Origin of the sequence: Clavibacter tessellarius, from assembly GCF_001618005.1 — a bacterium.
In the GTDB taxonomy this organism is placed as follows: Bacteria; Actinomycetota; Actinomycetes; order Actinomycetales; family Microbacteriaceae; genus Clavibacter; species Clavibacter tessellarius_A.
The window spans coordinates 1-12,125 of the sequence record NZ_LQXA01000018.1; the positions used below are offsets into that span (position 1 = coordinate 1).

A 12,125-nucleotide genomic window follows, 5' to 3' on the forward strand; every position below is an offset into this window, starting at 1 on the left:
AGGGCCCCGCCGACGGGGCCGATCGAAGGAGCCACCATGGCAGAACGCACCGTCACCATCGCCTCGTCGCACGGGCTGCACGCCCGCCCCGCCTCGCTGTTCACGCAGGCCGCCGCGAAGGCCGGGATCCCCGTGCAGCTCGCCAAGGGCGACCGCAGCGTCAACGCCGCCAGCATCCTCGGCGTGATCTCGCTGGGCGTCGACACGGGCGACGAGGTCGTCGTCTCCGCCGAGGGCGAGAACGCCGAGCAGGTCGTCACCGATCTCGCCACGCTCCTCGAGTCCGACCTGGACGCCGCATGAGCTCCCGCAGCCTGAACGGCATCGGCATCGGCCGGGGATCCGCCGTCGGCCCCGTCATCCGGATGCCCGACCCGCTCCCCGAGCCCGCCGACACCGCGAGCACCCTGACCGCCGACGAGGAGCGCATCCGCGTGAGCGCGTCGCTCGCCGCGGTCGCCGCCGACATCCGCATCCGCGGCGAGAAGGCCGGCGGCGCTGCGAAGGACGTGCTCGAGGCGCAGGCCTTCATGGCGGAGGACCCGACGCTCGTCGACGACATCACCGCGCGCCTCGCGACCGGCCGCACCGCCGAGCGCGCCGTGCACGAGGCGTTCGCGGGCTTCCGCGACCTGCTCCTCAGCATGGGCGGCTACATGGGCGAGCGCGCCACCGACCTCGACGACGTCTCGCAGCGCGTCGTCGCGCACCTGCAGGGCGTCGCCGCCCCGGGCGTGCCGGATCCCGACCACGCCTTCGTGCTCGTGGCCCGCGACCTCGCGCCCGCCGACACCGCGCTCCTCGACCTCGACAAGGTCCTCGCGCTCATCACGACCGACGGCGGCCCCACCTCGCACACGGCGATCCTCGCCCGCGAGAAGGCGATCGTCGCGGTCGTCGGCGTCGCGGCCGCGGCCGAGCTCGCCGACGGCCAGACCGTCGTGGTCGACGCCCTCACCGGCGCCGTCACCGTGGACCCGACGCCCGAGGAGGAGTCCGCCGCGCGTGACGCCATCGCGGCCCGCGGCGCCCGCGTCGCCGTGCCCACCGGCCCCGGCGCGCTCTCCGACGGCACGACGATCCCGCTGCTCGCGAACCTCGGATCCGCCGACGGCGCGGCCGACGCGGTCGAGAAGGGCGCCGAGGGCGTCGGCCTCTTCCGCACCGAGTTCCTCTTCCTCGACGCCACGAGCGCGCCGACCGTCGCCGAGCAGCAGGAGCACTACACGCGCCTGCTCCAGGCGTTCCCCGGCCGGAAGGTCGTGGTGCGGGCGCTCGACGCCGGCGCCGACAAGCCGCTCGCCTTCCTCAACGACGCCGACGAGGAGAACCCGGCCCTCGGGCTCCGCGGCCTCCGCGCGCTCCGGGCGAACGAGCAGATCCTCCGCGACCAGCTCACCGCGCTCGCGCGGGCCGACGCCGCCACCGAGGCCGACCTGTGGGTCATGGCGCCCATGGTCTCCACGGTGGAGGAGGCGCGCTACTTCTCGGCCCTCGGCCGCGAGCTCGGGCTGAAGACCGTCGGCGTGATGGTGGAGGTCCCGTCCTCCGCGCTCCTGGCCGACCGGATCCTCGGCGTCGCCGACTTCGCGAGCATCGGCACCAACGACCTCACGCAGTACACGCTCGCGGCCGACCGGCTGCTGGGATCCGTGGCCGCGTTCCAGGACCCGTGGCACCCCGCCGTCCTCCGCCTCGTGCAGGAGGTCGGCGCCGCCGGCCGCGCGCTCGGCAAGCCCGTCGGGATCTGCGGCGAGGCCGCGGCCGACCCGCTGCTCGCCGTCGTGCTGGTCGGCCTCGGCGCCACCAGCCTCTCGATGTCGCCGGCGGCCCTCGCCGACGTGCGCGCCGAGCTCGCCCTCCACTCGCGCGAGGAGGCGGAGGCCCTGGCCGCCGTCGCCCTCGCCGCCGACAGCGCCGTCGAGGCGCGCGCCGCGGTCACCGCGGCGTCGGCGCCCGTCACCGTCTGACCCGCCCCCTCACCGCACAGATCCCCCACCACCACCACCGCAGCAGGCGAGCCGACCGCAGGCCCGCCACCACCACGAACAGGAGCACCACCCCCATGACGACGACGTCACCCACCCGCAGCACGGGACAGTCCGTGCGGATCGGCGTGCAGAAGTTCGGCACGTTCCTCAGCGGCATGATCATGCCGAACATCGCGGCGTTCATCGCCTGGGGCCTGCTCACGGCCCTGTTCATCAAGGACGGCTACCTGCCCAACGCGGAGCTCGCCAGCCTGGTGAACCCGGTGCTGTTCTTCCTCCTCCCGCTGCTCATCGCGAACACCGGAGGCCGCATGGTCTACGACGCGCGCGGCGGCGTCGTGGCGAGCATCGCGACCATGGGCGTCATCGCCGGCACCATCGGCACCCCGTACTTCGACGGCGGCAGCCCGATGTTCCTCGGCGCCATGATCACGGGCCCGCTCGCGGCGTACCTGCTCAAGGTCATCGAGCGGCTCTGGATCGACCGGATCCGCCCCGGCTTCGAGATGCTCGTCAACAACTTCTCCGCCGGCATCCTCGGCGCGATCTTCGCGATCGGCGCGTACTTCGGCCTCACCCCGGTGATCCGCGGCATCACGTCGGTGCTCGGCGGCGGCGTCGGCTTCCTCGTGGACAACCACCTGCTGCCCCTCACGAGCATCGTCATCGAGCCGGCGAAGGTGCTGTTCCTCAACAACGCCATCAACCAGGGCATCCTCACGCCGCTCGGCACCGAGGAGGCGACCCGCACCGGCAAGAGCATCCTGTTCCTGCTCGAGGCGAACCCCGGCCCCGGCCTCGGCGTGCTCCTGGCGTTCACGATCTTCGGCGCGGGCGTCGCCCGCAGCACGGCCCCCGGCGCGATCCTCATCCAGTTCGTCGGCGGCATCCACGAGATCTACTTCCCGTACGTGCTCTCCAAGCCGCTCCTGTTCCTCGCGGTCATCGCGGGTGGCGCCTCCGGCGTCGCGACCAACGTCGCGTTCGGCTCCGGCCTCCGCGGCCCGGCCTCGCCCGGCAGCATCATCGCCGTGCTCGGCCAGACCGAGCGCAACAGCTTCCTCGGCGTGATCCTCTCGGTGCTCATCTCCGCGGCCGTCACCTTCGTCGTCGCCGCGGTCATCCTCCGCACCGGCAAGAAGTCCGAGGGCGACTTCGGCGCCGCGGTCGCCGCGACGCAGGCCAACAAGGGCACGGAGTCCTCGATCCTCTCGGGTCTCGGCGCCGAGACCGGCACCGCGGGCACGGTCGGCGGCCTCGCCGACGGCGCCACGGCCACGGGCGCGGGCACGGACGGCGGCACGGCCACGGCCACGCGCATCCAGGACATCGTCTTCGCCTGCGACGCCGGCATGGGCTCGTCCGCCATGGGCGCCTCGGTCCTCCGAAACAAGATGAAGAAGGCCGGCGTCACCGACGTCACCGTCGTCAACAAGTCGATCGCGGCCCTCGACGGCACGGCCGACCTCGTGATCACGCAGCGCGAGCTCACCGACCGGGCCCGCGAGAAGAGCCCGGCCTCGGAGCACGTCTCGGTCGACAGCTTCATGAACTCGCCGCGCTACGACGAGATCGTGGAGCTGGTCCAGAGGCAGCGCTCGGACAGCTGATCACCCGGGTCCGCCCCCGCGGCGGATCCCGCACCACCGCAATCGCGGGGCCGGGCCAGGCTGGAAGGCGCGGTCCGGCCCCGCACCACGCACACACGTCAGGAGCACCATGTCGAACGTCCTCGAACCCGCCCAGATCCGCGTCGGCGGCACCGCCGCGAGCGTGGAGGAGGCCATCGCCGAGGCGGCGGGCATCCTCGTCGCCGCGGGCGCCGTCACCCCCGAGTACCAGGGCTACATGCTCGAGCGCGAGAAGAGCGTCTCGACCTACATGGGCAACCTGCTCGCCATCCCGCACGGCACCAACGAGGGCAAGGACACGATCCTCGACTCCGCCCTCTCCTTCGTCCGCTACGACGCCCCCATCGACTGGGCGGGCAACGAGGTCCGGTTCGTCGTCGGCATCGCCGGCAAGGACAACGGGCACCTCGACATCCTCAGCAAGATCGCCATCATCTTCAGCGACGACGACGAGGTGCAGAAGCTCCTCGACGCCCCCGACGCCGCCGCGCTGTACGCGCTCCTGGCCGAGGTGAACGAGGCGTGAAGGCCGTCCACTTCGGCGCCGGCAACATCGGGCGCGGCTTCGTGGGGCTGATCCTGCACGAGGCCGGGTACGAGGTCGTCTTCGCCGACGTCAACGCCGAGCTCATCGGGCACCTCGCCGCCGCGGACTCGTACCGCGTCACCGAGGTCGGGCCGCATGCGCGCGACTGGACCGTGACGGGCTTCCGCGCGATCGACAGCGCCGCCGACGGCGAGGCGCTCATCGCCGAGCTCGCGACCGCGGACGTCGTCACCACGGCCGTGGGGCCGAACATCCTCCGCTTCGTCGCCCCGGCCATCGCCGCCGGCCTCCGCGCGCGCTCGGCCGACCTCGGCCCCGTCGCCGTCATGGCGTGCGAGAACGCGATCAACGCCACGGACGCGCTCCGCGCCGAGATCCGGGCGGCCCTCGTCGACGAGCCCGACGCGATCGGCCGCGCGATCTTCGCGAACACGGCCGTCGACCGCATCGTGCCGAACCAGGACCCCGCCGCGGGCCTCGACGTCACCGTCGAGGACTTCTCGGAGTGGGTCGTGGAGCGCGGCCCGTTCGGCGACGCCGTCCCGGAGATCGCGGGCGCCACGTTCGTCGACGACCTCGCGCCCTACATCGAGCGGAAGCTCTTCACGGTGAACACCGGGCACGCGACCGTGGCGTACCACGGCTACGCGCGCGGCGCCGTGAGCCAGTCGGACGCGATGGCGATCCCCGAGGTCGCCGACGAGGTCCGCCAGGTCCTGGAGGAGACCAGCGCGCTGCTGGTCGCCAAGCACGGGCTCGACGAGGCCGAGCAGGCGGCGTACCGCGAGAAGAACCTCGCGCGCTTCGCCAACGCCGCCCTCGCCGACACGGTCGAGCGCGTCGGCCGCCAGCCGCTGCGCAAGCTCTCCCGCGAGGAGCGCTTCGTGGGTCCCGCGTCGCAGCTCGCCGAGCGCGGCCTGCCGCACGAGGCGCTCGTCCGGGCGATGGGCCAGGCGCTCCGCTTCGACCCCGCGGGCGACCCGCAGGCGCTCGAGCTCCAGGAGCTCCTGCAGACGGACACCGCGGCCGACCTCGTCCGACGCGTCACCGGGCTCGACGACGTGCACCCGCTCACCGCGGACCTGGTCGCCGTGGTGGACGCCGCCCAGGCCGACCGCCGCAGCGCGCCGCGCCACCGCGCGGAGTAGCCGGGCGGGAGCCGCACGACGGCATGGGCACGGGCCGGGCGGGCGACCGCCCGGCCCGTGCGCATGCTCCCGACGGCGGTGGCGCTCCGTGGGCGCAGGCGCCGCCGCTAGCGCAGGATCCGCGGATCCGACCGCGACACGCGGGGAGAATTGCGACACGCCCGGGGATGCCGTACTCTCGACCCTTGGTGCGCGGCCGCCTCCCGGCGAGCCGTCCCCACCATGCGCGCTCCACCTGATGCGCATCCGCACGACCAGCAGACACCACCTCTAGCGACAGTGAGTATATGGCCAAGAAAGACGGCGTCATCGAGATCGAAGGCGGAGTTGTCGAAGCTCTGCCGAACGCGATGTTCCGCGTTGAGCTGAGCAACGGGCACAAGGTCCTCGCCCACATCTCGGGCAAGATGCGTCAGCACTACATCCGCATCCTCCCCGAGGACCGCGTGATCGTGGAGCTGAGCCCGTACGACCTCACGCGCGGCCGGATCGTCTACCGCTACAAGTAGGCCTGCTGCACAAGGAACGGCCCCGCAGCCGCGGGGTACGAGGCCAGCGAAGAACACATAAGGAAGCGTCATGAAGGTCAACCCGAGCGTCAAGCCGATCTGCGAGAAGTGCAAGGTCATCCGACGCAATGGAAACGTGATGGTCATCTGCACGAACCCGCGCCACAAGCAGCGCCAGGGCTGATCAGACCCATCGCACGGCACCACCCGCACCACCCATAAGAAGCACGACAGCAGCGCCGGAAGCCGGGACCCGCGAGGGTCCGGGGGACACCATCGGTCGGAGGCCGATGCACAGGCTCTGCTGCAGACCTCCACCCATCACCAGGAGAAGCCTCAATGGCACGTCTAGCAGGCGTCGACCTCCCGCGCGACAAGCGCGTCGAGATCGCACTCACGTACATCTACGGCGTCGGCCGCACCTCGAGCGTCAAGACGCTCGCGGACACCGGCATCGACAAGAACATCCGCGTCAAGGACCTCAGCGACGACCAGCTCATCGCGCTCCGCGACTACATCGAGGGCAACTTCAAGGTGGAGGGAGACCTCCGCCGCGAGGTCGCCGCCGACATCCGCCGCAAGGTCGAGATCGGCAGCTACGAGGGCATCCGCCACCGCCGCGGCCTCCCTGTCCACGGGCAGCGCACGAAGACCAACGCTCGCACCCGCAAGGGCCCGAAGCGCACCGTAGCCGGCAAGAAGAAGGCGCGCTAGGCCTCCGGCCCGCGCCTCGCCACCCGTAGATTCAGGAGAATTCCATGGCAGCACCCAAGTCGGCTGTTCGCAAGCCGCGCCGCAAGGACAAGAAGAACATCGCCGTGGGCCAGGCCCACATCAAGAGCACCTTCAACAACACCATCGTCTCGATCACGGACCCCACCGGTGCCGTCATCAGCTGGGCGTCGTCGGGCGTCGTGGGCTACAACGGCTCGCGCAAGTCCACGCCGTTCGCCGCGCAGCTCGCCGCCGAGTCGGCCGCCCGCCAGGCGCAGGAGCACGGCATGAAGAAGGTCGACGTGTTCGTCAAGGGACCGGGCTCCGGCCGCGAGACCGCGATCCGCTCGCTCCAGGCCGCCGGCCTCGAGGTGGGCTCGATCAACGACGTCACCCCGCAGGCGCACAACGGCTGCCGTCCCCCCAAGCGCCGCCGCGTCTAGCTCGCGCTGATCGGCCGCTGCCGTCCCGCTCCACCAGGAGGGGACGGCGTCGGCCGATCCGCCGTGTGTCCGTTCGACCACCTCCACCACCCGCCCGGGCCGCCACCCGGGGGGCATCGCAGACGTCATATAGCGGACGCCTCGCCGAAAGGAAACAACACAGTGCTCATTGCACAGCGCCCCACGCTCACCGAGGAGACCATCTCGGAGTTCCGCTCGCGGTTCGTCATCGAGCCGCTGGAGCCCGGCTTCGGCTACACGCTCGGCAACTCCCTCCGCCGCACCCTCCTGTCGTCCATCCCCGGCGCGGCCGTCACCAGCATCCGGATCGACGGGGTGCTGCACGAGTTCAGCACCGTCCCCGGCGTGAAGGAGGACGTGACCGAGATCATCCTCAACATCAAGGGCCTCGTCGTCTCCAGCGAGCACGACGAGCCGATCACCGCGTACCTGCGCAAGCAGGGTGCGGGCCAGGTCACGGCCGCCGACATCTCCGCTCCCGCGGGCGTCGAGATCCACAACCCCGAGCTCGTCATCGCCACGCTCAACGAGAAGGCGAAGTTCGAGCTGGAGCTGACGATCGAGCGCGGCCGCGGCTACGTCTCGGCGACCCAGAACCGCAGCGAGTTCAGCGAGGCCGGCCAGATCCCGGTCGACTCGATCTACTCGCCCGTGCTCAAGGTCACCTACCGCGTCGAGGCCACCCGCGCCGGCGAGCGCACCGACTTCGACCGCCTCGTGGTCGACGTCGAGACCAAGTCGGCCATCACGCCGCGCGACGCCATCGCGTCCGCCGGCCGCACGCTCACCGAGCTCTTCGGCCTGGCGCGCGAGCTCAACTCGGCCGCCGAGGGCATCGAGATCGGCCCCGCGCCGGTCGACGCCGTCCTCAGCTCCGAGCTGTCGATGCCCATCGAGGACCTCGACCTCTCGGTGCGGTCGTACAACTGCCTCAAGCGCGAGGGCATCAACAACGTCAGCGAGCTCGTCGCCCTCTCGGAGACGCAGCTCATGAACATCCGCAACTTCGGTCAGAAGTCCGTGGATGAGGTCAAGGACAAGCTGGTCGAGCTGGGTCTGTCGCTGAAGGACGCCGTCCCCGGCTTCGATGGCGCGCACTACTACAGCTACGACGAGGACGAGACCACCACCACCTGATCGTCCGGCCCCGGCCCGACTTCCTTTCGACCATTACGGAGACATAGACCATGCCCAAGCCCACCAAGGGTCCCCGCCTCGGAGGCGGCCCGGCGCACGAGCGCCTGATGCTCGCGAACCTGGCCCAGAGCCTCTTCGAGCACAAGTCCATCAAGACGACCGAGACGAAGGCCAAGCGCCTGCGTCCCGTCGCCGAGCGCCTGGTGACCTTCGCCAAGCGCGGCGACCTGCACGCCCGGCGCCGCGTCATGGGGATCATCCCCTCGAAGAGCGTCGTCCACGAGCTCTTCACGGAGATCGCGCCCCTCGTCGCCGAGCGCGACGGCGGCTACACCCGTATCACGAAGCTCGGCTTCCGCAAGGGCGACAACGCCCCCATGGTGCAGATCGAGCTCGTGCTCGAGCCGGTGACCCCGAAGGTCCGCTCCACGCGCACCGCGACCGCGACGGCTCTCGCCGCGGCGCCGGTCGCCGAGGCGGCGCCCGAGGAGTCCGAGGTCCCCGTCGAGGAGACCGACGCCGTCGAGCACACCGACGAGACCCCCGCGGAGGCGACCGACGCGGCCGCCGCCGAGGTCGAGGCCGACGCCGCGGAGAAGTCCGACAAGTAGGACGCTCCACCGCACCACACGAGGACCCCCGTCGCCCTGCGCGACGGGGGTCCTCGTGCGTCCGGGGCCGCCGGGGCGCCCGGGAGGCGAGGAGGGCGGATCCGGCCGCGGGGCGCGGATCCGGCCCCGGTAGCCTGGGAGCATGACCGACAGCAGCACGACCATGCCGGACGCCCCCTCCTCCACCGCGCCGGTCCCGCTCCCCGAGGGGCCCGACGGGATCACCTGGCGCCCCATGTCCCCGGACGACGTCGACGCGCTCGTCGAGCTCATGGGCGACGTGGCCGACGCCGACCACCCCGAGCACCGCGCCACCCGCGAGGAGATCGCGATGGCGCAGGGCTTCTCCTTCGTCGACCTCGCGCGGGACACGATCGTGGCCGTCGACGTCGACGGGCGCCTCGTGGCCGAGGGCGTCGCCGTCGTGAAGCCGGACGACGAGGCCGTCGTCCGCGCGAACGTGTCCGGATCCGTCCGCCCCGACGCCCGGCGTCGCGGCATCGGCGGTCGGCTGCTCGACTGGCAGGTCGCCCGCGCCACGCGCACCCTCGAGACCGCGCAGCCGGCCCCGCACGTCCGGGAGCCCGTGCCGACGCGCATGGGCTCGGAGGTGTCGGTGGACTCCGCCGGCGCGGTCGCGCTCCTCGAGTCGCGCGGGTTCACGCCGGGTCGCTACTTCATCGAGATGCACCGCGACCTGGCCGAGGAGCTGCCCGACGTGGCCGCGCCCGAGGGGCTCCGGCTCGTGCCCGTCACGCCCGAGTGGTCGGAGCGCACGCGGCTCGCCAAGAACGAGGTGTTCCGCGACCACTGGGGCTCCGAGCCCGTCAGCGTCGAGCGCTGGGAGGCGTACGCGTCGCTGCCGACCGCGCGCCACGACCTGTCCGTCATCGCGGTGACGGGGGACGGCGAGGACGCCGTCGTCGCCGGGTTCGCGCTGGCCGAGGTGTACCCGGACAACTGGGATGCCGCGGGCTACAGCTCCGCGTACATCGCCCTCGTCGGCGTGCGCCGCGAGTTCCGCGGACGTCGGCTCGCGCAGGCGCTGCTCTCCACCGCGCTCGCGGGGTTCCGCGCCGAGGGGCTCCAGCGCGCTGTGCTCGACGTGGACTCCGACAGCCCCACGGGCGCGCTCGGCCTGTACGAGCACCTCGGCTTCACGGAGGCGAGCCGCTCGGCCGTGTACGAGCGCGAGGTCGGCATGACGCGTCCGCGGGGATCCGCCGACCGATGACCGGGGACGCGGCGGAGACCGGCGGCGCGCGCATCCGCCTCGACGTCGCGTACGACGGCACGGGCTTCGCGGGCTGGGCGAAGCAGCCGGGCCTCCGGACGGTGCAGGGCGCGCTCGAGGACGCGATCGCGCAGCTCCTCGCCCGCACACCGCCCGCGCCGGGACTCGTCGTCGCGGGCCGGACCGACGCCGGGGTGCACGCCACGGGCCAGGTCGCGCACCTCGACCTGACGGACGCGCAGGTCGCGTCCCTCGACCGCCCGCCGCGGGGGAGGGAGGCCGCCGGCCCCGCCGGGGGAGCGGGGCACGTCCCCTCCGCCGAGCGGGCGGCGGCCGCGCTCGCCCGGCGGATGAACGGCGTGCTCGGCGCGCGCTCCGACGTGGTCGTCACCGGCTCCTCCCCGGCGCCTGCCGGCTTCGACGCGCGCTTCTCCGCCACCTGGCGCGCCTACCGGTACCGGATCTCCGACGCGTCCGGCCCCCGCGACCCGCTGCAGCGGCACCGCACGGTCGAGGTGCCGGTCGAGCTCGACGCGGCCGTGCTCCAGCAGGCGGCCGACGCGCTGCTCGGCCTCCACGACTTCGCGGCCTACTGCAAGCCGCGCGAGGGGGCGTCGACCATCCGCACGCTGCAGGAGCTCACCTGGACGCGCGCTCCCGACGGCGCGCTCGAGGCCGTCGTGCGGGCGGACGCCTTCTGCCACAGCATGGTGCGCGCGCTCGTCGGCGCGTGCGTCGCCGCCGCATCCGGCCGCGCGACGGTCGCGCGGCTCCGGGAGCTGCTGGAGATCCGCGAGCGGACCAGCGAGTTCAGCGTCATGCCCGCCCGCGGCCTCGTGCTCGAGCGCGTGGGCTATCCGGCCGACGACGAGCTCGAGGCGCGCAACGCGATCACCCGGAACAGGCGCCGGGCGCACGAGGTGGACCCGGCCGCGGAGGGCGCCGCGGGGGCCGCACGCGCCCTCGCCCGGTTCGCCGACACGCCCGGGATTGCCTGATCCGCTCCGATCGCGTACTCTGAACCGGTTGTCTGCACGTCTGCGTGCGGCACGTACAAGGTTGAGCCCTCCACCGGATGCGTTCTCGTCAGAACGCCCACGGAGCGGGATCCACGACCATCTCACCTCGAAAAGAAGGCAGTCAGATCAATGACGCGCACCTATTCCCCCAAGGCCAGTGAGGTCCAGCACGACTGGGTCGTCATCGACGCCACGGACATCGTCCTCGGCCGTCTCGCCAGCCACGCCGCCGCGCTCCTGCGCGGCAAGCACAAGGCCACCTTCGCCCAGCACATGGACATGGGCGACTTCGTGATCATCGTCAACGCCGAGAAGGTGGCGCTCACGGGCCAGAAGCTCGAGAAGAAGCTGGCCTACCGCCACTCCGGCTACCCGGGCGGCCTCACGGCCACCACCTACGTCGAGATGCTCGAGAAGCACCCCACGCGCGCGGTCGAGAAGGCCATCCGCGGCATGCTGCCGAAGAACTCGCTGGGTGCGGCGCAGCTGAAGAAGCTCAAGGTCTACGCGGGCCCCGAGCACCCCCACGCTGCTCAGCAGCCCACCCCGTACACCCTCGGCCAGGTCGCTCAGTAGCTCCGGCTGCCGACAGCGACGACCAAAGACCTCAGAAGGAATCGAACCCAGTGGCTCAGATCTCAGACTCCCTCGACGTGGCTCCCGAGAGCTTCTCGACCGAGACCCCGAACGAGGAGGCCCCCAAGGCCCCCCGCGCGGTCCTCAACGTGTCCGGCGGCGCCGTCGGACGACGCAAGCAGGCCATCGCCCGCGTGCGCCTCGTCCCCGGCTCCGGCTCCATCACGGTCAACGGCCGTGAGTTCGCGGACTACTTCCCCAACAAGCTGCACCAGCAGCTCGTGAACGACCCGTTCAAGGTCCTCGACCTGCTCGGCAGCTACGACGTCGTCGCGCGCATCTCCGGCGGCGGCCCCTCCGGCCAGGCCGGCGCGCTGCGCCTCGGCATCGCCCGGGCCCTCAACGAGATCGACGAGGAGAACAACCGCGCCACGCTGAAGAAGAACGGCTTCCTCAGCCGCGACGCGCGCGTCAAGGAGCGCAAGAAGGCCGGACTCAAGAAGGCCCGCAAGGCGCCCCAGTTCTCGAAGCGCTAAGGCGCTCG

15 protein-coding genes are annotated in these 12,125 nt (G+C 72.0%); all 15 read left to right on the forward strand.

What is annotated here, in order from left to right:
* Positions 1 to 36 precede the first annotated feature (36 nt).
* Complete coding sequence (locus tag AWH51_RS03845) at positions 37 to 303, forward strand: HPr family phosphocarrier protein (RefSeq protein WP_012039282.1); 267 nt, start codon at positions 37 to 39, stop codon at positions 301 to 303.
* On the forward strand, positions 300 to 1,970 hold the full coding sequence (gene ptsP / locus AWH51_RS03850) for a phosphoenolpyruvate--protein phosphotransferase (protein ID WP_063070808.1): 1,671 nt from the start codon (positions 300 to 302) through the stop codon (positions 1,968 to 1,970). The genes AWH51_RS03845 and ptsP overlap by 4 nt, the downstream gene beginning before the upstream one ends.
* A gap of 95 nt (positions 1,971 to 2,065) precedes the next feature.
* Positions 2,066 to 3,601: a PTS mannitol transporter subunit IICB gene (locus AWH51_RS03855; RefSeq protein ID WP_063070809.1), complete on the forward strand. Its 1,536-nt coding sequence runs from the start codon at positions 2,066 to 2,068 to the stop codon at positions 3,599 to 3,601.
* A 109-nt stretch (positions 3,602 to 3,710) separates the two neighbouring features.
* Positions 3,711 to 4,148 (forward strand): PTS sugar transporter subunit IIA, encoded by a 438-nt coding sequence (locus tag AWH51_RS03860; RefSeq protein ID WP_063070810.1) that lies wholly within the window; start codon positions 3,711 to 3,713, stop codon positions 4,146 to 4,148.
* Entirely contained in the window at positions 4,145 to 5,317 is a 1,173-nt protein-coding gene (locus tag AWH51_RS03865; protein WP_063070811.1) for a mannitol-1-phosphate 5-dehydrogenase, read from the forward strand. Before AWH51_RS03860 ends, AWH51_RS03865 begins: the two co-directional genes overlap by 4 nt.
* 287 nt (positions 5,318 to 5,604) lie before the next feature.
* Positions 5,605 to 5,826 (forward strand): translation initiation factor IF-1, encoded by a 222-nt coding sequence (gene infA / locus AWH51_RS03870; RefSeq protein ID WP_012039277.1) that lies wholly within the window; start codon positions 5,605 to 5,607, stop codon positions 5,824 to 5,826.
* A 70-nt stretch (positions 5,827 to 5,896) separates the two neighbouring features.
* On the forward strand, positions 5,897 to 6,010 hold the full coding sequence (rpmJ, locus tag AWH51_RS03875; RefSeq protein WP_063070812.1) for a 50S ribosomal protein L36: 114 nt from the start codon (positions 5,897 to 5,899) through the stop codon (positions 6,008 to 6,010).
* Between the two features lie 155 nt (positions 6,011 to 6,165).
* On the forward strand, positions 6,166 to 6,540 hold the full coding sequence (gene rpsM / locus AWH51_RS03880; protein ID WP_063070813.1) for a 30S ribosomal protein S13: 375 nt from the start codon (positions 6,166 to 6,168) through the stop codon (positions 6,538 to 6,540).
* A 44-nt stretch (positions 6,541 to 6,584) separates the two neighbouring features.
* Positions 6,585 to 6,983 carry a 30S ribosomal protein S11 gene (gene rpsK / locus AWH51_RS03885; RefSeq protein WP_012039274.1) on the forward strand — a complete coding sequence of 133 codons (399 nt, stop codon included), beginning with the start codon at positions 6,585 to 6,587 and terminating at the stop codon, positions 6,981 to 6,983.
* 162 nt (positions 6,984 to 7,145) lie between these two features.
* Positions 7,146 to 8,141, forward strand: a complete 996-nt coding sequence (locus AWH51_RS03890; RefSeq protein ID WP_063070814.1) for a DNA-directed RNA polymerase subunit alpha — start codon at positions 7,146 to 7,148, stop codon at positions 8,139 to 8,141.
* Between the two features lie 50 nt (positions 8,142 to 8,191).
* Entirely contained in the window at positions 8,192 to 8,752 is a 561-nt protein-coding gene (gene rplQ, locus AWH51_RS03895; protein ID WP_063070815.1) for a 50S ribosomal protein L17, read from the forward strand.
* Positions 8,753 to 8,894: 142 nt separating this feature from the next.
* Positions 8,895 to 9,986: a GNAT family N-acetyltransferase gene (locus tag AWH51_RS03900; protein ID WP_254654465.1), complete on the forward strand. Its 1,092-nt coding sequence runs from the start codon at positions 8,895 to 8,897 to the stop codon at positions 9,984 to 9,986.
* The gene (locus AWH51_RS03905) at positions 9,983 to 10,984 is read left to right on the forward strand and encodes a tRNA pseudouridine synthase A (RefSeq protein ID WP_063070816.1); all 1,002 of its coding nucleotides are present in this window, start codon (positions 9,983 to 9,985) and stop codon (positions 10,982 to 10,984) included. The genes AWH51_RS03900 and AWH51_RS03905 overlap by 4 nt, the downstream gene beginning before the upstream one ends.
* A 150-nt stretch (positions 10,985 to 11,134) precedes the next feature.
* Complete coding sequence (gene rplM, locus AWH51_RS03910; RefSeq protein ID WP_063070817.1) at positions 11,135 to 11,581, forward strand: 50S ribosomal protein L13; 447 nt, start codon at positions 11,135 to 11,137, stop codon at positions 11,579 to 11,581.
* 50 nt (positions 11,582 to 11,631) lie between these two features.
* On the forward strand, positions 11,632 to 12,117 hold the full coding sequence (gene rpsI, locus AWH51_RS03915) for a 30S ribosomal protein S9 (protein ID WP_043668864.1): 486 nt from the start codon (positions 11,632 to 11,634) through the stop codon (positions 12,115 to 12,117).
* Positions 12,118 to 12,125: the final 8 nt, after the last annotated feature.